This window comes from Kitasatospora phosalacinea (assembly GCF_000717185.1).
Classification (GTDB): domain Bacteria; phylum Actinomycetota; class Actinomycetes; order Streptomycetales; family Streptomycetaceae; genus Kitasatospora; species Kitasatospora phosalacinea_A.
This window is the reverse complement of record NZ_JNYE01000031.1, coordinates 1-21,914: the sequence shown is the minus strand read 5'-3', so window position 1 is coordinate 21,914 and position 21,914 is coordinate 1. Positions and strand designations below refer to the sequence as shown.

The 21,914-nt window shown below is 73.4% G+C and carries 19 protein-coding genes; 13 read left to right on the top strand and 6 right to left on the bottom strand.

The window, feature by feature from the left end; all coding sequences use genetic code 11:
- Positions 1–19 precede the first annotated feature (19 nt).
- The 5 genes from OO57_RS15700 to OO57_RS15680 form a co-directional block, all read right to left on the bottom strand.
- A complete protein-coding gene (locus OO57_RS15700) occupies positions 20–1,474 on the bottom strand; it encodes an SCO6880 family protein (RefSeq protein ID WP_033253082.1) in 1,455 nt (484 codons plus the stop codon).
- A 118-nt stretch (positions 1,475–1,592) separates the two neighbouring features.
- The gene (locus OO57_RS46785) at positions 1,593–3,107 is read right to left on the bottom strand and encodes an SCO6881 family protein (RefSeq protein WP_418909888.1); all 1,515 of its coding nucleotides are present in this window, start codon (positions 3,105–3,107) and stop codon (positions 1,593–1,595) included.
- Positions 3,108–3,201: 94 nt separating this feature from the next.
- On the bottom strand, positions 3,202–3,870 hold the full coding sequence (locus OO57_RS15690) for a hypothetical protein (RefSeq protein ID WP_033253080.1): 669 nt from the start codon (positions 3,868–3,870) through the stop codon (positions 3,202–3,204).
- On the bottom strand, positions 3,871–4,182 hold the full coding sequence (locus tag OO57_RS15685; RefSeq protein WP_106973995.1) for a DUF6112 family protein: 312 nt from the start codon (positions 4,180–4,182) through the stop codon (positions 3,871–3,873). It abuts the gene before it with no gap.
- A gap of 93 nt (positions 4,183–4,275) precedes the next feature.
- Complete coding sequence (locus OO57_RS15680; protein WP_051777680.1) at positions 4,276–5,391, bottom strand: C40 family peptidase; 1,116 nt, start codon at positions 5,389–5,391, stop codon at positions 4,276–4,278.
- A gap of 490 nt (positions 5,392–5,881) precedes the next feature.
- Between OO57_RS15680 and OO57_RS15675 the strand changes: the two genes are divergently transcribed.
- The 8 genes from OO57_RS15675 to OO57_RS15640 all read left to right on the top strand — a co-directional run bounded on the left by OO57_RS15675 (position 5,882) and on the right by OO57_RS15640 (position 14,605).
- The gene (locus OO57_RS15675) at positions 5,882–6,631 is read left to right on the top strand and encodes a DNA-methyltransferase (protein ID WP_033253079.1); all 750 of its coding nucleotides are present in this window, start codon (positions 5,882–5,884) and stop codon (positions 6,629–6,631) included.
- A gap of 29 nt (positions 6,632–6,660) precedes the next feature.
- A complete protein-coding gene (locus tag OO57_RS15670) occupies positions 6,661–7,563 on the top strand; it encodes a DUF317 domain-containing protein (protein WP_267884963.1) in 903 nt (300 codons plus the stop codon).
- Positions 7,564–7,780: 217 nt separating this feature from the next.
- Entirely contained in the window at positions 7,781–8,245 is a 465-nt protein-coding gene (locus tag OO57_RS46780) for a DUF317 domain-containing protein (protein WP_106973994.1), read from the top strand.
- Positions 8,246–8,256: 11 nt separating this feature from the next.
- On the top strand, positions 8,257–8,874 hold the full coding sequence (locus tag OO57_RS15660) for a hypothetical protein (RefSeq protein ID WP_033253076.1): 618 nt from the start codon (positions 8,257–8,259) through the stop codon (positions 8,872–8,874).
- Between the two features lie 48 nt (positions 8,875–8,922).
- Positions 8,923–9,831 carry a DUF317 domain-containing protein gene (locus OO57_RS44720; RefSeq protein WP_199811266.1) on the top strand — a complete coding sequence of 303 codons (909 nt, stop codon included), beginning with the start codon at positions 8,923–8,925 and terminating at the stop codon, positions 9,829–9,831.
- Positions 9,832–9,852: 21 nt separating this feature from the next.
- Positions 9,853–12,039 (top strand): DUF317 domain-containing protein, encoded by a 2,187-nt coding sequence (locus tag OO57_RS15650; protein ID WP_324606784.1) that lies wholly within the window; start codon positions 9,853–9,855, stop codon positions 12,037–12,039.
- A gap of 94 nt (positions 12,040–12,133) precedes the next feature.
- Positions 12,134–12,997, top strand: a complete 864-nt coding sequence (locus OO57_RS15645) for a DUF317 domain-containing protein (protein ID WP_158715134.1) — start codon at positions 12,134–12,136, stop codon at positions 12,995–12,997.
- 36 nt (positions 12,998–13,033) lie between these two features.
- Entirely contained in the window at positions 13,034–14,605 is a 1,572-nt protein-coding gene (locus tag OO57_RS15640) for a DUF317 domain-containing protein (RefSeq protein WP_033253072.1), read from the top strand.
- 667 nt (positions 14,606–15,272) lie between these two features.
- On the opposite strand, the gene OO57_RS15630 is transcribed toward OO57_RS15640, so the two are convergent.
- Positions 15,273–16,166 carry a DUF5655 domain-containing protein gene (locus tag OO57_RS15630; protein ID WP_033253070.1) on the bottom strand — a complete coding sequence of 298 codons (894 nt, stop codon included), beginning with the start codon at positions 16,164–16,166 and terminating at the stop codon, positions 15,273–15,275.
- 228 nt (positions 16,167–16,394) lie between these two features.
- Here OO57_RS15630 and OO57_RS47380 point away from each other — a divergent pair, with 228 nt between their 5' ends.
- The 5 genes from OO57_RS47380 to OO57_RS15605 all read left to right on the top strand — a co-directional run bounded on the left by OO57_RS47380 (position 16,395) and on the right by OO57_RS15605 (position 21,827).
- Positions 16,395–16,730, top strand: coding sequence for an excisionase family DNA-binding protein (locus OO57_RS47380; RefSeq protein ID WP_081973700.1), 336 nt, complete (start codon positions 16,395–16,397; stop codon positions 16,728–16,730).
- A gap of 38 nt (positions 16,731–16,768) precedes the next feature.
- Positions 16,769–17,722, top strand: coding sequence for a DUF6884 domain-containing protein (locus tag OO57_RS39475; RefSeq protein WP_051777678.1), 954 nt, complete (start codon positions 16,769–16,771; stop codon positions 17,720–17,722).
- A 105-nt stretch (positions 17,723–17,827) separates the two neighbouring features.
- A complete protein-coding gene (locus OO57_RS15615) occupies positions 17,828–18,997 on the top strand; it encodes an AAA family ATPase (RefSeq protein ID WP_033253124.1) in 1,170 nt (389 codons plus the stop codon).
- Positions 18,994–20,796: a hypothetical protein gene (locus OO57_RS15610; RefSeq protein ID WP_033253069.1), complete on the top strand. Its 1,803-nt coding sequence runs from the start codon at positions 18,994–18,996 to the stop codon at positions 20,794–20,796. The genes OO57_RS15615 and OO57_RS15610 overlap by 4 nt, the downstream gene beginning before the upstream one ends.
- Before the next feature lie 413 nt (positions 20,797–21,209).
- Entirely contained in the window at positions 21,210–21,827 is a 618-nt protein-coding gene (locus OO57_RS15605) for a recombinase family protein (RefSeq protein WP_081973698.1), read from the top strand.
- The last annotated feature ends 87 nt before the right edge of the window (positions 21,828–21,914 follow it).

Below are 21,914 nucleotides of genomic sequence, written 5' to 3'. Positions count from 1 at the left end.
TGAGGGTGCCCTTCGGCGGTCAGAGGCGGGCGAGGGGCAGGGCGGCGGCGGTGAAGGCTTCGGCCTGCTGCATCGTCAGGCGGCGCAGGTCGATCAGGGCGGCGACGGCGGCGGTCTCGACCTGGGCGCAGGCGGCACTGAGCTGCTCGGGGTCGTCGGCGGAGACGACCAGCAGGCCGGTCATGGCGACATCCGCATGGCCGGCAATCAGCTGCAGCTCGCGCTGCTTGACGTCGGCGTACTCGACGGTGTCGGTCTCGGAGTCGACCTGGCCGCGGCGCACGCGCTCGGCGGCGTCCGCGATGATCGTGGCCTTCTTGCGCTGGACGTCTCTGAGTGCGGCGTCGAGCTGCTGGGGGGCGTAGGTGATCGATAGGGTGCGGCGCACACCGCTGCTGTAGAGCAGTTGGTGGAGGAACCCGGCCGAGGTCTCGGTGCGGGGCCACTGCTCGATCCAGTAGGTGGTGTGGTGCGCGGAGTCGGTGCGGATCGACTCCGGCTCCTCGACCAGGACGACGGGGCCGGCTGCGGTGACGTCGGCCTCCGGGCGGCCGGTCTCGCTCCAGCGCTCCAGCGAGCCCAGGACGGCCGGGTCGTAGGCGGTACGCACGACTGCGGCGATCTCGCCCGCGGTCAGCCAGCCGCCCGGGGCCAGACCCGCGCCGCGCACCGACTGGTCGAGGGAGGCGGTCAGCTGGGCCAGGACCGCGAAGGCACCGCTGAGGCCGCCGCCGGCCTGGTTGATCAGACGGCGGGCCTCGCGCAGGTCGAGGGCGACGGCGATGTACGCCTCGTGCGGGGCCGCGCTCGGCCCGGCGGCGGCGAGGAGGTCCTCGTAGATCGGGCCGGCCACGGGGGTGGAGGGGCGGCCGTGCTCCAGCCAGTAGCGCTGCAGGGTGTCGCCGGAGTCGGGGACGGTGCGCTCCAGCACCTGGATGCGGGCGATCTGCCCGGAGCGCGAGAGCGCGGCCAGCGCCCGGCCCCAGCCGGTCACGTTGCTGTTCTGGGTGGCTGGGTCGAGCAGCGCGAAGGCGCGGGAGGAGACGCGGGTGACGGCGGTGAGGGTGCCCTGCTGCTGGTCGTGGACGGCGCCGAGCCGGCCGTCGGGGCTGGTGACGGCGCGCAGGGAGGCCGCGGTGCCGGGCAGGTGCAGCAGTCCTTCGCGGCGCGGGCGGGTGGACGGCCTTGCCAGCCACAGGAGTTGGCCGCGGGTGCGGCGCAGCTGGTAGCGCAGGGCGATCGGCACCCACTCGGCGAGGGAGCGGCCGCGGACGCGGACGACGATGGCGGCGCCGAACAGGGCCCACAGCGGGGTGAGGAGGAGGGCGGCCGGGACGCCCATGGTCATCAGGACGGCGAGCAGCAGCAGGCCGCCGGTTGCGGCGATGGCGAGTTGCGGGAGGTTCAGGCCGAGGAGGATGCCTCGGCGGGTGCGGGCGGGGAATCGGATCGTGTCGGGGTATTCGCTGGTCAGGGCTGTTCTCTACCTGGGGTGCGGGGGCGGGGCCGGTCCGGGGCCCTCCCGGACGGCAGACCGTCCGGGAGGGCGGGCACGAAGGCGCGGGGACACGGCGGGAGGACGGCACCGGGCGTCAGGAGGACGGCGGGCGCTCGGGGAAGCGGAAGCGCTGCCCGGCCGGGGCCGGGGTGGACGGCTGGCCCGCGGGCGGCACGATGACCGGGTTGAAGGCCGGGCCGCCGGCTCCCGGCGAAGGGGCGCTGGCGGCGGGCGCGGCAGCGGGGGATCCGGCCGGGGGCGGTCCGGCGAAGGACGGTCCGGCAGCGGGCGGTCCGGATGAGGCGGGTCCGCCGGCGGAGCCGGGGGTGGAGATCCGGGCGGCACCGGCTGCCTTCGTGGCGGGGGACGCCGTCGGGGAGGGATCGGCGGCTGTGCCGGAGGCGGGGGCGGAGCTGGCGGAGCCCGCGTAGGTGAGCAGGGGTGTGCCCTGGTCGCCGTCGGAGCGCGGCGCGGGGCCGGAGCGGGTCAGCAGCGGGACGCCGCCGTCGCCCCCTCCGGAGCGCGTGGGTGCCCCGTAGCGGAAGGTGGCCGGGGTCGCCTTGGCGAGGGTGCCGGTGGCGCTGTCGGTCGAGGCCCCTGATCCCGTGCCGCTCTGGGCTCCGGAGGACATGCCGGGGATCTGGGAGGGGCCCTGGGGGGTGGCGGCCCCGCCCGCGCCGGCCGCTCCGGCACCGCCGGCGGCGGCACCCGCGCCTCCGGTGCCCGCGCTCATTGCCATCTGTCCGCCCTTCTTGGCGGCGGCGGTGGCGGTCTGCAGGCCCGCGGCGGTGGAGCGGTGCAGGTCGTGGGCCTGCCCGTCGCCCGCCCAATGCACGAACTTGTAGATCATGAAGGGGCAGCACAGGACCAGGGCCATCACGACCAGGCCGGCGATGATGTCGCTCAGCGCGGTCAGGCCGTCCGTCGTGCTGCTGTCGCCGATCGCGGAGACGCCCACCAGCATGACGATCGTGATCACGAGCTTCGAGACGACGACGGTGGCGGTGGCCTCCACCCAGCGCCGCTTCCAGTCGCGCGTCGGCTCCCAGGGGCCGCCCGCCGCCGCCAGCGGCGCCAGGACGACCAGGACGAGGATGCTGACCTTGCGGAAGATCATCATTCCCCAGTAGAGGATCGCACCGACCGCGCAGCCCAGGGCCGTCAGGGCCGGGATCAGCCAGCCCAGCGGGGTGGTCGCGGTGATCATCGAGACCTTGACCAGGCGGCGGACCGCGTCGTCCATCGAGCTGTTGGCGATGGTGAACAGGCCCCGGGAGAGGGCCTCGACCACGGCGATGGACACGGAGGTGAAGGTGATCGCGCACATCGCGAAGAAGACGCTGCTGACAGTGCCGGTGACGGCTTGGCCGAGGGCCTGGCCGTCCCGGCGCCACGCGGCCCGCACGAGTTGCAGGGTGAAGGTCAGGACGATCATGGTCAGGGCGATGGGCAGGATGACCGCGTAGTTGTCGCGGTACCAGCCGGCGGACAGATCGACGGAGGTGGTCTGGTCGACCGCGCGCGAGGCCATGTCGACCGCGCTCTTGGCCAGGTCGCCGCAGCTCTGGGCGATCCAGTTGCCGATGCTGGTGGTGATGCCGCCGGCGATGCCGCCCGGGGTGAGGTCACACAGCGCGCCGGCGAGGGGGAGGTCGCAGAACCCGATAGGGGATCAGCTCCTTACGGAGAGGGGAGCGGTCGGCTCACGGGTAGACGGTGGGAGCGATGGCGGCCAGCGCGCAGTCCTGCTGCGGGCGGCACTGGACGGCCAGGGTGAGCGCCCGGGACTCGCCGCCGCGGCCGCCGCCGCTCCAGGCGACGTCGACGGTGCCGGTGACGGTGACGGCGTAGATGTAGGCGCGGGTCAGGGCGCCGGGGTCCTGGGCGACGGCCTGCCGGAAGCCGTCCGGCAGGTGCGCCTGCACGTCGTGGACGCCGGAGCTCTGCCCGTTGTCGTGCATCCTCGACCAGAGCACCGGGTCGGGGACCTGGGCCTCGACGGAGGCGGCATCGGCGTACTGGCTCTCCGAAGTGAGCCACTGCCGAAGGCCGTTGACGAAGTTCTGCTGATCGAGGGCGCGGGTGTCGTAGGACCACAGCGCCTGGGCGAACGCGGCGGCGTAGTCGGTCGGGGAGCTGGTGTGCGCGGGGCGGGCGACGCCCGGGCCGGGATCGGAGCCGGCCGAGGAGGTGCTCGGCGCGGGGGCGGGCTGGGTGGCGGTGGGCGAGGCGGCGGGGTGGTCGGCGTGGCCGCCGCCCGCCAGCCGGGCGGCGAGCCCGGCCAGCAGGGCGGCGGCCAGCAGCACGCCCAGCCCGATCAGCAGTCGCCGCCCGAAGACCGAATTACCGCTGAGTGAACGGGACTTGGGCACTTACTTGACCTGCGTGCCGAGCGTGGAGAAGAACGAGACCAGGCCGTTCGCCGCGCCGAGCAGCAGGGCGACGCCACCGGCCGTCAGGACGCCCTGCTTGCCTTTCTGCTCGGCGCCGTGGCTGCCGGTGTGGTGGCCCCAGGCCCAGACGACGCCGGCGACGGCCAGCGCGCCGACAGTGGCGATGATCGCGAACAGGTTGATGCTGCTCACGACCTGCTTGAGGACGGACAGGCCCGGCAGGCCGCCTTCGCTCGGGGTGACGCCCGGGTCGTAGGCGAGGTGGGTGACCGCCTCGGCAAGGATGGACAAACGTTTCTCCAAGGGGGATTTGGGCGTGCCGGGGCGCGGGGCGGCGCGCCGCTGCGGCACGGGGAAAAGGGGAAAGGGGGGAGGGAGGGGAGGTCAGGGGACGATGCGGCGGATGGCGATCACGCCGGATTTCCAGGAGTCCCACTGGGCGATGCGGACCACGTCGCCGGTGTGCGGGGCGTTCACCACCAGGCCGGAGCCGATGTACATGCCGACGTGTTCGGGGCCGTTGGGGCCCGGCTCGGTGAACAGCAGGTCGCCGGGGCGCAGGTCGGAGGGCTGGACGGCGGTGCCCTGCTTGACCTGGTCGTAGGTGACGCGGTCGAGGGTGTTGACGCCCGCGGCCCGGTACGCCTGCATCACGAGGCTGCTGCAGTCGCAGCGGCCCATGGGGTCCTCACCGTGGCTGTTGGTGCAGGAACCGCCCCACTGGTAGGGGGTGTTGAGCTGGCCGAGGGCCCAGCGGATCGCGGACTGCACGGGTAGGGGCGCATCGCTGGGGACCTGGTAGCCCGCCGGCAGGGTGCCGGGCGGGATCACGCCCCAGTCGGTGTCCGCACCCGGCGGCGTGCACGTGCCGGGCGAGGCGGCGGCCGTCGGCGCGGTGCCGGCGGCGGGTGCGCCGAGCGAGGCGCCGATCGCCTGCTGGAGGGCGGTGGCCAGCGGCTCCCACTGCGCGTACGCGTCGGGGAAGCCGCTGAGCTGGACCTTCTGCGCGGCGACGGTGAGCGGCAGCTCCTGCCAACCGGGCACCGCCAGCAGCGCCTTGTAGAAGGAGGTGCTCGCGTAGACGGGGTCGGTGACCTGCTCGGGGGTGCCCCAGCCCTGGGACGGGCGCTGCTGGAACAGGCCCAACGAGTCGCGGTCGCCGTAGGTGAGGTTGCGCAGGCGGGACTCCTGCATCGCGGTGGCCAGGGCGATGACCTGGCCGCGGGCCGGGACCTGCAGGGCGATGCCGGTGGCGACGATCGCCTTGGCCATAGGGATCTGGGTGGTGGGCAGGTCCAGGCCCTCCACCGGGACGGTGGGTCCAGATCCGCCGCCCAGGATCAGCTTGACCGCCGCCTCGACGGCGGCGCTGTCCACGCCCTGCGCCTCCGCGGTCGGACAGGCGGCCGCCGCGTTCCCGGCCACGGCCGCGAACGGCACGACCACGATGAGCGGGGCCAGCAGGATCCCGGCCGCGAGGGCGGCGGCGGCCTTCTTCACCGGCGCCGCCGGCGGCGCCGACCTCCTCGGCGCGGGCCCGGGTCGCGGGCGGTCCAGAAATCGGGCAGGGGGATTCCCGGCACGGGTATCTCCGATCGTGTGACGGCAGCGCGGGCAGACTCGTCCAAGGGCATGCGTGCGCTGTCGGGGGTGTGATGGAATCGGCCGGGCCTCCGATCCGCCTGCACTCGAAGGAAGTTCCCGCTTCCATCGGTACAGGTCAGCTGGTCGGTGCTCCTGGCGACAAGCAAGACGCTAGGCGACCGGATATCCCCCGGGCAAGGAATTCACGGATTTCCGCCGGCCTTCTCGAATTCCTTGCCCGGGAGATATCCGGTCGCCTACGTTCATGTTCAGGCCCAGCGGCGAGGAACGCGGCGGGTCCTCCCCACCTCCCCCGCCCACCGGGCCTTCGGCCGGCCCGCGCGACAGTGCGCGGCCGCGCCCCGCCGACCGGCGGCACCCCCAACCCCTGCGAGGACATGACCACTTGACCGAACCCGACTACACCCTCCTGCGGGGCGACGCGCTGACCCGGCTGACCGAGCTGCCCAGCCGCACGGTCGACTGCGTGATCTGCGACCCCCCGTACAACAGCGGTGGCCGCACCACCCAGGAACGCACCGGCCGCAGTGCCCGCGAGAAGTACACCAGCGGCGTGAAGGTCGTGCTGCCGGACTTCCCCGGCGAGCACAAGGACCAGCGCAGCTACGGCTTCTGGCTGTCCCAGCTGCTCGCCGAGGCGTACCGGCTGACCGTCGACGGCGGCACTGTGGCCGTCTTCGCGGACTGGCGGCAGCTGCCGACCACCACCGACGCGCTGCAGGCCGGCGGCTGGCTGTGGCGCGGCATCGTGCCCTGGTACAAGCCCGCCGCCCGCCCGCAGAAGGGCCGCTTCACCCAGCACTGCGAGTTCGTGGCCTGGGGCTCCAAGGGCGCGATGGACGGCGACCGGCACCCGGTCTACCTGCGCGGACTGCTGGAGGGCAGCCAGCCCAAGGGCTCCAGCCGCGAGCACATCACCCAGAAGCCGCTCGGCATGATGCGCGAGCTGGTGAAGATCTGCCCGCCCGGCGGCCGGGTCCTCGACTTCACCGCAGGGTCCGGCTCCACCGGGGTCGCCGCCCTGCTGGAGGGCCGCTCCTTCCTCGGCATCGAGTTCACCGACCACTACGCGGACGTCGCCGAGCGCCGTCTGGCCGAGGCCCGGCAGAGCCTCGCCGAGGCCGACCCCGCGTAGCCGTACGTCCACCACCCCAACCACCCTCCATCGCAAGGAGATTCACCCTGCCTTCCCCCTGTTCCCCCGCCCCCACCTCCGCCTCCGGGCCCGGCTCCGGTTCGGCCGACGGCGGCTGCGGCTGCGACGGCTGCCCCGGCTGGTGCGCGAGCAACTGGTCGCTGCACCACCTGGACGGCGGCCGTGACGTCGTCGTCAGCCCGTGCCAGCGGGTGCGCATCGAGGACGACCCCGGCGCCACCTGGGAGCCGGCGGTGACCGTGACCGCCTACGCCAGCGCCGCCGGAGACGTGCTGTGGCGCGCGGAGTTCGGCGCCGCCACGCCCGACGCGGTGTTCGAGTCGCTCCTGTGCGCGCTCGCCCGCGACCTGGCCGAGCCGAACCCCCGCGACCAGCAGCGGGCCCTGCGCGGCCCGCGCGCCGAGAGCGCCTCCGCGTGCCTGCCCGAGAACAACTGGCGCCGACGCAGCTTCGGCCTGGAGCGGTCCTTCCGCGACTCCGTACTCGCCTGGATCCTGTGGGGCCTGGACGAGGGCGGCGAGCGCTGGCAGGTCCGGTTCTCCGACACCATCCCGGCCCACCTGGTCGCCGCCGCCTGCCGGCCGCTCGTCGAGGACGAGGACGAGGAACTCCTGCGCGCCGAGGCCGTCCCGTGCCCGGTGGCCGCCGTGCTCCCCGACGACGTGGACGAGGCGGCCCCGGCCTCGGACGAGCGGCCGGCCGAGCCCGCCTCGCGCACCCCGCGCAAGCGGGTCAAGGGCGCCCCGCTGGAGAGCGTCCTGCGGATCGCCCGCGAGGACCTGCCCGAGGGCAGCCCCGTCAACATCCGCACCGTCTCGGCCGCGGTCCGGGCCCGCGGATTCGGTATCAGCACCCGCCGCGCCCAGGAGGCCGTCGCGGTCCTCAGGTCCGAGCGGGCCGATCTCCCGTAGCGCCCAGGCCCGGGTGGCGGACCGCGAAGCCCGCGGCCCGTCACCCGGGCGCCCCGCCCGCGCGCAGCACCCCTATCCCGATCCCCGACCATGCCCGCCCCGAGGGAGCACTCGATGAACAGCACGTACGGCCGACCGGCTGCCGTGAACACCCCGTGCAGGGAAGCCTGTTGAGCGGCGGGCGGGCGGACGGTGGGCCGCTGTCCGTCGCCGGGCACTGCGTGGAAGGTCCCGGCGACCCGGCCGACGCCCGACGGGCCCTGCACGTCCTGACCGCCGGGCGCGGCTGGCCGCACCACGACAACCCCGACGCGGAGCACGTCTGTCCCAGGACGGGCCCTGGCGCGCCCCGTACCTGAAGGTCACCTGCGCGACGGACGAGCCGTCCACCTCGTGGACCGCGCGGTTCACCGCCAACGTCCCACAGCGGGTGCTGCTCGCCTTCACCTCCGCCGTCGCCAGCCCAGAGCCGCTGCTGCGCAACTCCGGCGGACTCACCGAGCAGGTGAAGGCCCGACTGACGGCCGTTCCCGTCGCCACCGCCACCAGCGGGCGGGCCGAGGCCGCCGCCGGAGCGAGCCCCGCACTCGCCGCGGCCGGCAGCGGCCCCAAGAGCATCCTCAGCGCGCCGGCGCCGAGCACCGTCGGCCCGGCCGCGCCCCACCCTGTCCCCCACCGCTGAGAGGCTGCCCGTTGAGCATCTACACCCCGGGTGAGCTGCAGTCCCTGCGCGCCGCCTACCCCCACGACCGCGTCCCCGACGACGAGGGCGACCTCACCCTCTACCTCGCCACCAAGGCCCTCGCGGAGGTCACCGGCGAACTCGCCGACAGCCTGGCCGAGTACAGGACCACCGGCTGGGACTCGGACCTGGCCGACGATCACGTCAGCCTGCTGACCAAGCCGATCGAGCCCACCAGCATCGGCATCGACCTCCTGCGGCAGGGCGGCCACGATGTCCAGGCCGACCTGCTCGCCATCACTCGCCGCACCATGATGCGTGCCCTGGGCTCGGTGCTCGAACAGGCCGAGAACCTCGCCGTCCACGCCGACGGCCCCGGCCGGGCCGAGGCCGTCGAGCACCTGCGGCAGGCGTTCGAGGGCGCCCGCGTGTCCCTCACGGCCGCCAGCGAGCTGCTGCAGCGCCACCTCGAAACCCCCGTCCCACCAGGGGTGTTAGAGCGCTCCGCCGCGGCCCGCACGGTCAGCCGCGTGCTCCCGTCCGGCCCCGCCGCAAGGCCGGCCCCGGACCCGAGCACGCCCGCTGTCCAGGCCGCGGCGTCTTCGACCACGGCCCCGGCGCGTCGCTGAAGGGCGCCGCGCGACCTCCCCACCCGCCCTCGTAGTACGGAGCCCCGCCTGAACCCCGACACCCCCGTCATCGTCACCCCCGGCCACCTGGCCGGCCCCGGCGATCCCGATGCCGCGCTCGCGCAGTTCTTCGAGGAGAACGAGACCTGGCAGCGCTGGCGGCCCCGCGACGAGAGCACTCTCGCCGTCCACGAACAGCAGACCGCCCGAATCGAGCTGGACCACGAGGCCGACGGCGACCGGCCCCGCTGGACCATCGCCGCCTACACCTCCCCGGTCGGTGAACTCCACTGGCAGGCCCGGTTCTGCCACCGCACCCCGGTGGAGATCGTGATGGCCGTCGCCGACCACCTCACCTCCACGCTCGACTCCCCCGCGCAGTCCCGCCGCGACGACCTGCTGTGGGGAGGGCACTCCCTGGACTCGGCCGTCCGCCTCGCCCTGCAGGACACCGGCCAGCGCACCTTCGCGCCCGACAGCCCCCCGGACGCCCTGCTGCGGGACGAGGACTCCCCGGGCGCGGCCACGCGCCTCGCCCACCTGGAGGCCAACCCTCCGTGGCGGACGGAACTGGGCAACCGCTTCACCCGCCCGGACGGGACCGGCGGCATCCACCTGCCCGTCCAGGTCACCGGCTCCACCGCCGCTGTGCCCGGCGCCGTCCTCTGGGGCGGGCCGCGCGGTTACGAACAGCTGCGGTGGAAGGCCGAGTTCAGCGCCGGGTGCCCGGCCGCGCTCGTGGTCGCTGCGCTCAACGAGCTCGTCGAACCGCAGCCGGCCGAGCGCCTGCGCGGGCAGGTCCCGGCAGCCCACGTGCCCCAGGTCCGCATCGAGGCACGCCCCACCCGCTGCTCCGCCGCCACCGCCCACGGCCACCACCGACCCTCCAGCGGTATCCCGCCCGCTCCCGCCTCCACCGATCCCGCACCGCCCGGCGGTGAACGCCGCCACCGCTGAACCCCGAAAGGCGTCCTTCCGATCTCTTCCGCACCCAATCCGGACACCCACCTCGACATCGCCGCCCGGCACCTCGCCGGCCCTGGCCGCCAGTCCGACCCCATCGCCCGCCACGTCCTCGCCTTCCACTGGCAGCACGACCACAACCAGGTCCTCGGCCAGAGCTTCACCTCCAGCCCCGACCACCGCTTCCGCATCGCCTCGGGCCAACTCGATCCCGGCGCCCGCTGGCGCATCACGGCCGCCCACGAGCCCCTCGGCCCGCCCCAGTGGATGGCCGGCTTCTCCGAGAACACGCCCGAGGAACTCGTCACCGCCGTGACCGAGTCCCTCATCGTCGCGCTGCCCGACACCGACTGGACGGGAGAGCACCACCCGGCCCTGAAGGAGGGCCAGTTCGCGGGCGACGCCGCCCTGAACGCCCTCGTCGCCGCGGGCTGGCGCGAGGGAGCCCCGGTCGGCGGCGTCCGGCGCGTCGAGTCCCCCGACTACCTCGCCCGCGCCAGCCTGCGCCGCAACTCCGACCCCCTCGACCTCATGGGGCACTGCGCGCTGGCGATCGAAGCGGGCCCCGAGAACGCCGGCGAACCGTACTGGCAGGCCCTGTTCACCGCGGGCACCCCCGCGCTGGTCACCGACGCGTTCGTCCGCGCGCTCACCGACCCGGCTCCGCTGCGGCGCGACGGCGACGGGATGGACGAGCGCCTGCTCGCGCACGCCGGGCTCGCCATGACCGAGGACGGCCTCGTGCCGCTCCCGCCGGCCTACACCGACCACGACCTCGACCTCGCCACCGCGCAGACGCTCTCCTCCCTGCTCGCCTTCGCGGACCAAGGTGTGAGGGTCGATGACGCCATGGAGGTGCTGGCCGACCAGGTCTTGCCCAGCACGCTGCAAGGGCCCGGAGCGGCCACCAGCTGGGGTGAACTCCCCGAGGAGCAGCGGCTGCTGGGGGTGATGCTCGCCCTCGACCTGGTCGTGGACTCCTCGCGGTACGTCCACCGTCTGCTCGGCTTGAGCGATGCGGACGCCGACGCCCACTGCCACGGCATGTTCAACCCGGAGGGTCTGGTCAACCGGCCGGTGTGGGATCGCGTCGTGGACGGAGCGGTGCCGGCTGTGCCGCTGGAGAGCCTGTGCTTCACCAACGAGGACCTGTACGCGGCGGCAGGCACCGTCGCCGCTCACGTGATCACCTGCGTCGAAGCCCCCGGGGTGTCGGAGGGGTTCTACGACCAGCTGATCGCCAGCCGCAGCATCCCGGACGGCGAGAGCGTGTGTTGGGAGGACCTGCCGGACCACATCGAGTGGCCCGCGCACGATGAGATCTACCGCCGTTTCACCGCTGCCGGCGCGAAGGCCGCCGGCCTGTTCGCCCCGGGCATGCCCCGGCCGGCCCCGCTGGTCGAAGCGGCTCCCGGCCACCTCGCCGGCCCCGGACACCTCGCAGCCGCCACCCCCGCCGCGCCGCTGCTGGCCGCCGGATGGACGCTCGCCGCGACCCCGTTCACCAGGGACGTCAGGTACGTCAGCCCCTGCGGCCGCATCAGCACCACCGAGGTGGCCAGGGTCGCCGGCGCGGAGTGGCTCACGGTCTACACCGACCCGTCGACCAATCTGCCGCTGTGGGTGCTCTGCGCCGACGAACGGACTCCCGCGGAGATCACCACCGCCGTTCACCAGGCACTCGCCACCACCTACGCCACCGCACCGGCCGACCTGCGCTACTCCACGCCCTCCGGCGGCCTGGAGCCCCTGGCCGAGGCCGGCTGGAGCGAGGACAACGTGGCCGGCCACGCCTTCTGGACCTCGCCCGACGGCGGGACGGCCATGGTCGACCGCACCAGCAACCTCGTACACGCCCAGGGCCACGCTCCCGGCTGGCTGGTCACCGCAGGCGACATCAGCCCGGGCGTGCAGGCGGGGTGGACCATCGAGATGACCGACCGGGTGCCCCGGTCGCTGCGACGTGCCCTCGCCACCGCCCTGGTCCGCACCGCACCGGTCGCCCGGCTCGCCCGTCAACTCCCCGTCGAACACGCGGCGGACCTGACCTGCGCCCCTCTGAAGCCGCGCCCGGCGGCCTTCGTAGGCATCGGCCGCGCCACGGCCGCCCGCCACCGCTCTCTGGAAGCCGACACGGTCCGGGTTAGCGCTGCCGGTGTGCCCGAACCGCACCACGTCCCGCGCCGGGGCCGCCCGCGCTGACCTATGGCACCGCCCCTGTCCGCCCGACCACGAACGGACCCCACCCATCCCCGACACCCCACCCATACCCGACCACGAAGGCGGCATCGTCTTCGTGCGCCCCGCCTACCTGGCCGGCCCGGACCCCGACCTCCTGCCCTTCGACTGGCTCGCCAGCGACTGCGCCTGGAGGAGCAGCGACAGCCGGGACCTGGGCTCGTACCTCACCTGGAGCCCCGATCACCGGTTCTGGCTGGGCGAGGTCCGCAGCGGACCAGAGGTCTGGTGGCGCATCAGCGCTGTCCGCGAGCCGCTCGGCCCCACCGCGTGGATGGTCAGCCTCTCCCCGCAGACCCCGACCGAGATCGTCTCGGACCTCATGGACAAGATCACCTACTTCACCCGCTCCGGCTCCCTGTGGCCCGGCCCGGTGCACGCCGCCCTACGACCGCCCGCCGACCGCCGCTACCTGTTGGGCGTCCTGGGGGACGCGAACTGGCGCAGCGTCTACCGCGACGGCGCCCTGGAGGTGGAGTCGCCCGACCGCCTCGCCCGGGTCCGGGTGCGCGTCGACCCGCCCGGCGACCCGCTCGACCTGGACGACCCCCACATCCGCATCGAGGTCGGGCCCCGCGGCCGGGGCGGGCAGTCGCCCTACTGGCAGGCCAGGGTGAGCGCCGGCGCGCCCACTGTGATCACCGATGCGCTCGCCGACGCCCTCACCTCCACACGCTCGGTCACCCGGGAGAGGCGCTGGATGGACGAGCGCCTCCTCGCCGACCTGGAACAGCTCGATCCGCCGGCACCCGAGCAGCCCGCCCAGGTCAGCGCGCCGCCCGCCGCCACGACCACCACCGCGCAGCGGGTGGCCGCGGCCGCTTCCCGCACCACGAGGCAGATCCTCTCCACCGCCACCGCCGACGGCACTCCGCCCGCCGCCGACACCGCGCCCCTACCTGCGGGCCGCCCCGTCCGCTGACCCCGCCACCGCCACCGCCCGCCCCATGAAGAGGAGTTGACCATCACCACCCCCCTCGCAGCCGACGGCCGGATCCCGGTGGCGCCGCGTCGGCTGGCCGGCCCCGGCGAGCCGGAGGCGCTCTGGCCGGTGCTGACCGAACGCGGCTGGAGCGCCGCCCCCGGGCAGGGCGTCCTGCTCGCCTCCGGGTGCCGACGCCTGCAACTCGCCACCCTCGCCGCCGACGACCGCACCACCGGCTGGCAGCTGCGCGCCGCCGAGCAGGCTGGCCACCCACCGCTGTGGACGATCGCCTTCACCGCCGTAACCCCCGTGGAGATCGTGGCGGCCGTCGCCGTGCACCTCGACGAGGCCCTCGCCAAGGACGGGCCGTGGGCCCTGCACGGCTACTACCCGGTTCCCCCGCTGTTCAGCGCTCTGCACGCGGCGGGCTGGGAAGACCTGGGCGCGGCAGGGCTGGCGTCGCCCGAGCACGGGCCGCTCGGCGTCGCGCTCTGGCACGAGCCCTCGTCGTGGTCGGCCCCGGACGTAGCGGTGCTGACCATCACGGCCGGCCACCAGGGCAACGAGGACGACTTCCCGCAGTACGGGGTCGGCGAGGACGATGCCCCGGTGTGCGGGTTCAGCGTCGGCCTGTCCAACCGGGTGCCCGACACCGTCGCCGCCGCCGTGATGGGCGCCGTCCTCGACCCGGCCGCCGTCCACCGCCTCCCCCAGGACATCCCGGTACCGCACCGCGAGGCCGTCGCCCACGCCGGCCGAGCCCCCGCTCCCCTTCCAGCCGCCGAGGCACGGCCCTCCGACGCCCTGGCGCCCCTGGCGTCCAGGGCGTGGAGAGTCGGGGAAGACGAGGTCGGCGACCTGTCGCTGCGCAGCCCCTGCGGGCGGATCACCGTCCTGCACCTGCCCGAACCCCGCCCCGGCCAGGAGCACGCCTACGCCCCGTGGATCGTGCGGGCGTTGGGCGACGAGGGAGACGGTTGGGAGGCCGAGTTCGGACCCGGCACGCCCGTCGCCGTCGTCGCCGCATTCACCGCCCGCCTCGCCGCGACCGTCGCCCACCAGGACGCCACGGCGCTGTACGCCGACTGGCTCCACAACCCGGAGCCGAACTTCACCACCCCCCGCGTCCACAGGACGCACCCCGTCGAAGGCTCCTTCGACGCCCGCCTCGCCCACACCCGGCTGCGGCTGGCCGGGTGGACGGCCCACGACCACAGCTTCCACGAACCCGGGCGGGTGAGCTGCGCCCCCACCAACAGCGCCGTGCTCTTCGCGTTCCCGCCGAGCACCCCCGCCCCGGTCGGCCTCCCGGCGCTACCGCGGCAGTGGAAGCTGACCGGGCGGATCGCCAACGACCAGCCGGAGCGGTGGGAGGCGGTGTTCGGCTCCCGGACCCCCACCGAACTCGTCCTCGCGGCCGCCCACCAGGCCGCCGCCCTCCCGGCCGTCCCGCTGCGGCCTCAGCCGATCTTCTCCCGCACCGCCGAAGCGGCCCAGGCCCGCGCAACCGACCCCGCGCCGCCGAGCTCCCGTCAACTGCCCTGCCCGTCAGGCGACCGCCCCGACCAGAGCGGCACTCCGCCGACACCACCCCGCCGCCGCTGACCCCGCCTCGCCCCCGCGGCCCGACCCCGAACCCGAGGACACACTGAACCCCGCCCCCACCCACGCCTCCGTCCTGGCCTGCCTCGCCCCGCTGCCCGACGGCACCACAGTCGGCCAGCAGCACATCGCCCGCCGAGGAGGCGTCCTGGTCACCGTCGAACTCGCCCATGCCGGCATGCGCAACGACACGTACAACGGGATCCTCGTCAGGGCCGTCATACTGAGCACCGGGCCGAACTGGCCCGCAACCTGTTCAGCTTCGACGAACACCGCACCGTCCCCCGCCGCTACTACGTCCAGATCCTCGGCGACCTCCACCGGATGCGCCAGCAGCAAGAGCTCGCCCCCGGCCCCCTGCGCGAGGCCGTCGCCCGCTACCTGTCGGTCTTCACCGAACCGCCCGCCGGACCACCCCCGCGGCACCACGCCGCGCCGACCGCCGCACGCACCGAAGCAGCCCGGACGGCCACAACGGTCTCGGCGGCCAACAGCTCGGCGGCTCCGGCCGGAGCGCCGCCCGCAAGCACCTCCACCACGCCCCGGGCACCGAACCGCCTGCCGGCGTCGGCAACGCGGACAGCCCGAAGGCCGGCGGACAGCAGGTGAACCCCGCCGCTCACCGGCCTGCTCGCGGCCGCCACGTCGGGCAGGCCGCGGCGCGAGCCGGTTACGCCACCGCCTCGTAGGCCGCCCGCAGCAGCGGCGCCGCCCGCTCCAGAACTTCGGGCGAGGTGATGCGCACCTCCAAGTCGCCGGTGCCGTGGTGGCCGATGCCGCGCACGTCGCGGGTGAAGCCCTCCTCCAGGTCGACGGCGGCCGGGTCCAGGCGCAGGTAGACCAGCAGCCCCTGCGCCTGGACCTTCACCGACGCGAAGTTGGGGCCCCGGCGGTACGCGACGTACTGCTTGAGCTGGACGCTGTGCACGTCGCCGAAGTCCAGCAGCCGGCCGTCGAGGTCGTCGTACAGCGCCCGCACAGCCTGCGCGGCACCGGCAAGGCGCTGCTCGGCCGTGGGCCGCGCCACGACCAGGGCGCCGCTGCCGCTGCCGGCCGCGCTCCCGGCGACCGAGGCCACCAGCTCCAGTGCCAGCAGGTCCTCGCCGAAGGCGCGGTAGCGGACCAGGTCGATGCGCCGGTTCATCTCCCCGATCGCGTGCACGTCGTAGCGGGAGTAGTCGGCGGCGATGCAGATGATCCGCGGGCTGCTCCAGTCGACCTCGGCGAGCGCCTCCTGGCCGAGGCGGCGCACCACCAGCGCCTCGAAGGCGTCGTGGTGGTCGCGCAGCCACGCCAGGTAGAACAGCGCCTGGTTGATCACGTTCTGATCCCGGGTCCGCTTGTACTCCACGATCACGGGGCTGCCGTCCTCGTCCAGGCCGAGCGAGTCGATCCGGCCGCCGTGCAGCGGACCGGTGCGGACCTCCGTGTCGAGGAAGCGGACGCCCAGCAGCGTCGTCATGTTCCTCTCGACGTACGCCTGGAGGTCCCGCTCCAGCGGGACGGCCGCACCGGCCAGCTCCGTCGCCGCGTCGCCGTCCCGGCGGAACACCCGCAGCACCATGTCGGTCCCCCTCGTCCCTCTCCCACCGGGCCGCTCCGGCGGATGGACCGGCCAACCTACATGCCCAAATCGTCATATACCAGGCAGTGTTGCCGATGTCTCACTTCGTCCCGGAGGAAATAGAGAACCGCCCTGCCACCGGGCCGGACTCTTTCGACCTCGCGCTGCCGGGCGACCCCCACCCATGACGCCCTCCCCAGGCGTCCCGTAGAAAGGCGCCACCTCCCCATGCCCGAGCAGTGCCTCACCGTCGCCCATGCCGCCGAACGCCTCGGTACCGGCGAACGGTTCGTCCGCCGCCTGATCGCCGAAGGGCGGATCGCCTTCGTCAAGATGGGCGCCAGCCTGAAGGACCTCATGGTCCGCATGGGCCACTCCTCGGTGCGCGCCGCGATGGTCCACCAGCACTCGACCGAGCGCCGCCAGCGCGAACTCGCCGCCAAGATGGAGTCCCGCGTCCGGCGCGACATGGGCACGCAGCAGCCCCGGCCTCCCCTCCCCGGACCGCCGCACGGCACCTCCGACTGGATGGCGACGGTCCACCCCATCCGACGCCACGCCTAACCCCGTCCCCTACCTGCCAACCCGTCTGGAGAAGCCGTTTGCCGATCCCGTCCAAGCTCGCCGCCAAGCCCCACGAAGCCGTCATCGCGGCAGCTGGCGACCCCAACCACCAAGTCCCCAACCGCTTCAACGCCCGCACCTACCAAATCCTGCTGCGTGAAGGACTCGCCTACATGCGTCCCTTCACCGCGGGGGGCCGCACCTACCGGTACGAGGAGCTGTTCGGCCCACCGGACATCCACCTCACAGCCGCCGGGCGGGCGTACGCCCAACAGCACGGGGTGGACACCCCACGCCGCAGGATCGTGGTGATCTCGGACAGCACAGAGAAGGTCGACCCCGGGACCAACGAGGCCGGTCGACGCAACGCGCTGCCCGCGGGCGAGCTCTACTGCGGCCGCTACCACCGCCTTCTGCACGCGGCCGCCGACGCGCTGACCGCCGAGCGGGGCCTGATCTACATCGTCAGCGACCTGCACGGGTTCGTGGAGCCGAACCGCATGCTCCTGTACTACGACGTCCGGCTGGGCGACGAGAGGTCGGTGAGCGCCAGCACCATCCGCGACCAGGCGCGACGGCTTGCCCTGGACGACGCGGACGTGATCGTCCTCGGCGAGCGCGCACACATCGACCTGATCACCGCCGCGGTTCCCCACGCCCTCGCGCCGCTCACCAACAGCGTGGTCGGTCACCGCTTCCAGGGCCGGGCGGTGGGCGAGGACGACGAGCCTGCGAAGTCCTGGTGGGAGCAGGCCGGGCAGCGTTTCGAGGAGCACCGCGAACCGCCTCCCGCAACGCCGCGGGCTGGCCCCAACCTCGACGGCGACCGAATCGCCCGCACGGCGGCGGCCCGGGCAGAGGACCCGCACCCGCGCTCCCCACTCCGCCGCCCAGAAACAGCGGCCACACCTCTCCAGCCGCCCCGCCCCGACCTCCTGTCCAGCACGTCCAACCGCACCGCGGCCAGCCGCTCCCGACCCCGGCCTGCCTGATCGAACTCCGCCCGCCTGCCCACCCGTTGAAGGATTCTCGCTTTGACCACCCCCGCACCGCCCCCCGCTCAACCACGCACCCCGCCCGGTGCACTACGAGCCAAGATCGCCCGGCTCCTGGCCGACCGGCCGACGGAGGCACTCACCACCGGGCAGATATGCAGGGCGCTGGGCCACTCCAGCGGTGCCGTCGTGCAAGCAGCCGAGACCCTAGTGCTGCGCGGCGAGGCCGACCAGGTCGGCGCCGGGAAGCAGTTCCGCGCGAACGCACTCACCGCTGCGGCCGGGCAGACCCCGGTGATCAGTCCGCCGGGAACCCACTCCCCCCGGGCCAAGGCGGCCAAGGCCCGCACGAGCACTCCCGCACCGCCCTCACCCAAGCCGCCCGCTCCCGCTCCGCCCAAACCGAGCGGCCCGATCCGCCGCGCGGGCGGCCAGCTCTACCACCCCCGGGAGCTGGCCGACCTGCCCGACGTCGAGGTACTGGCCCGCCTGCGCGCCGCCGACGTGCCGGTGCTGCTCTACGGCCCCCCGGGCACCGGCAAGACGTCCTTGGTGGAGGCTGCGTTCCCCGACCTGATCACCGTCGCCGGCGACGGCGACACCACGGTCGGCGACTTGATCGGTGAGTACACGCAGGCCGACGGCGGAGGCTACGTCTTCCAGTACGGTCCGCTGGTCACCGCGATGAACGAGGGCCGTGCCCTGCTGATCGATGACGCCTCCCTGATCTCACCCAAAGTGTTGGCCGCGTTGTACCCGGCGATGGACGGGCGCCGCCAGATCCAGGTCAAGGCCCACCGGGGCGAGACCATCCAGGCCCAGCCCGGTTTCTTCGTGCTGGCCGGCCACAACCCCGGCGTGCACGGTGCGGTCCTGACGGACGCGCTGGCGTCCCGGTTCGCCGTGCAGGTCCAGGTCTCGACGGACTACGACCTCGCGCTGGCCCTGCGGATCGACGCCCGGGTGGTGCGGGCCGCCCGGAGTCTGGCCCGCCAGGTCGAACTCGGCGAACTCGGCTGGGCACCCCAGCTGCGGGAGCTGATCAGCTACCAGAGGACGGAGGCGGTCCTCGGCACCAAGGCCGCGCTCGCGAACCTGGTCGGCATCGCCCCCGTCGAGGACCGCGACGCCGTCGCCGCCGCCGTCACCAAGGCCACCGGCATCAAGCAGGTCGCCCCCCTCACCCTCGGCCAGCAGCTCTCCGCCACCGCCTTGGCCGCTCAGCAGCCCCCGGGCAGCACCGGCCCCGCCCCGCGGAGCCGCCAGCGGTGAGCAGCCACCACCACATCCAGCCCTCCACCACCACGCCCGACGACGAAGCCGACCTCGCACGCTGGGACGACGACGGCGCCCCGCCCCAACGGCCCTCCGCCTCCCCGGCCGCGTGGCTGCGGGTGGGCGCCGAACTCGGCGACCGGCTGATCGCCCTGTCCGGCCGTCAGGACCTGCTCGTCACCTGCCGCCCCGGCACCCGCAGCGGCGCACCGGCCGCATTCTCCCCCAGGCTGGGGGAGATCGAGTTCGACTCCGCCCTGTTCGACCCCCTCCAACCCCACGAGGTCAACCCGCGGATCATCGGCGACGAAGACCGCTACCCCGCCGCCTGGGGCGTTCTCGTCCACGAGGCCGCCCACGCCGCCCACACCCGATGGATGGAGCAAGCCGACACGGAAGATCCCCGTGTCGTCGAAGCCGCGCTCCTGCTGGAGGAGAGCCGCGCCGAAGGCGCCCACCTGACCAGGCGGCCCACCGACCGCACGTACCTGCGCACCAGCGCCCGGACCCTGGTCATGCCCGACATCGCCACCCCCACCCTCCAGGGCTTCGAGCACGCCGCCAGCGTGGCGGCCCTCGTCCTCGGCCGCCGGGACGCCGGCATCCTGGACGCCGGCGAGACCCGGGCCGTCGCCAACCTGTGCAAGAAGGTCCTGGGCGACGACCTGCTGGCCGCCCTCACCGGCATCTGGACCGCGGCCCACCGGTGCGCCGACCACGACGCCGCCGCCATGCTCGCGCACGCCCAGGACTGGTGCGACGCCCTGGACACGGCCGCTCCCACCCGGCCCGTCCCGGAGCACCTCGCCGACCTGCTCTCCGGCGCCGTGGGGGCCGTCATGGACCGCATGGACGCCAACGACGCCGCCGACCTCGCGGCGCAGGCCGCCGCGAACAACGCCATGGCCAAGCGGTCCGACGCCCAGACCAAGGAGCGCACCCAGCAAGCCGACCAGCGACGCCGGGCCGCCGCCGTCGCGAAGTCGGTCTTCACCCCCAGCGGCACCACCGTCAGCCCTCACGGCACACCGAGGCCGAACAGCAACCCGGTCACCGGCACCCGCAGGCCCACCTCCGCCGAGCAGAGCGCCGCCGCCCGCCTGAGCCGCGCACTGCGAGCCGCGGCCTACCGCGAGCGAACCGAGGAACGGACCACCAGCCCCACCCCGCCCGGCCGCCTCAACATGCGCGCGGCCCTCGCCCGCGACGCCCAACGCGCCGTCGGCGCGGTGCCCACCGCGGAGCCGTTCACCCACACCCGCCGCCGCCACTCCCCCACCCCGCCGCTGCGGGTGGGGATCGCGGTCGACGTCTCCGGCTCCATGCGTGCCGCCTGCGCGCCCGTCGCTTCCGCTGCCTGGATCGTGGCCCGCGCAGCAGCCCTGACCGACCCCGACTCCCGCACCGCCACCATCGCCTACGACCAGTACCTGACCGCGCTGACCCGGCCCACCCACCGGGCACCGGAGCGCGTGACGACGTTCGACGCCAACGGCGGCGCCCACAACCTCCACGCCGCCATCGACGCACTCGACCACGGCCTCGACCTCAGCAGACCCGGCACCGGCCGCCTCCTCGTGATCGTCACCGACGCCCACTACGAACCCGACGAAACCGCCAGCGCCGTCACCCGCATCAAACGCCTCACCGCCACCGGCTGCGCCGTACTCCAACTCACCCTCACCGCCGGATCCCGCCACCTCCCGGGAACCACCCTGCTCCACCTACCCCGGCCCTCCAGCGCCCCCGCCGCCATCGCCCACGCCGCCACCGACGCCATCCGCAGAACACATTAACGAGCTGGCTCCAGTCGACCCTGGAGCCCGCCTCCGGGCCGAACCGGCATGCCGCCAGCGCCTCGAAGGCGTCCTGGTGGTCACGGTCCGCACCTTCGTGCCAAGGAGGCGGACGCCCAGCAGGGTATGCCCCTTCCGCTCGACGTACGCCTGGAGGCCCTGCTCCAGCAGAACGGCCACGTTTCCCAACTCCATCACCGAGTCGCTGCTCCGGCGGAAAATTTGAGCTTTCCTCGAGCAGCGGTACCAATCCAACGGCAATACGCACAGAAGGGAATATTCACCCTGGAAATCACGACCACCGGAGATGAGAGAAAAGAGGCAGCCTGGGATGAATTCTGGAATGCCCTTGCAGCAATTATTGCCCAGCGATCTTCCCTGCCAGACGGGAAGGCCAAAAGTAAAGAATCTTCATGAGCGCAAATCTTCGTACTCGCCGACGCGCGCTGATCTACATTCGAGTGAGCATCGCCCGAACGGAAATGATCAGCCCTGAGCTTCAAGAACATCAGTGCCGGGGACTGGCGAACCGCGAGGGGATGGACCTCCTGGAGGAGCCCCTGGTGGACCTTGGAAAGTCCGGTCGGAATTTCGGCGACAGGCAGATTGCGGAAATCATCGCGATGGCCGAGCGGCATGAGTTCGATGTACTGATCCTGTGGGTCTGGTCGCGGTTTGGGCGAAACACGCTGGAGTCGCTCAAGAATCTCGACCGGCTTACCGAGCTTGGAATTGAGGTCCGGGCGGCGAAGGAGGATTTCGACGGGCGGACAGTAATCGGCCGATTCGCGATCCGACAGATGCTGAATATCGCGGAGCTGTTCAGCGACCAGCAGTCCGAAACATGGAAGGAGACGGTCGCCAGCCGCCGGAGACGTGGTCTTCCTCATGCCAACCAGGGCCGCTTCGGATATTACCGATGCGACACGTGCCCGCCAAAGAGGCAAGGTGAGCCCCTGGAGACCTGCCCGTCATGCAAAGCAGGGGTCCTCAAAGTCGATAAGTTCTTCGGCCCTCTCCTAGACGAGTAGTTCCGAAGTCTGCTGGCTTTGCTGGTTCTGCTCCGGGCATGCAGGGAGGGTGTCCAGCATTCGGGTTGTGACGACCGAAGAGCTGGA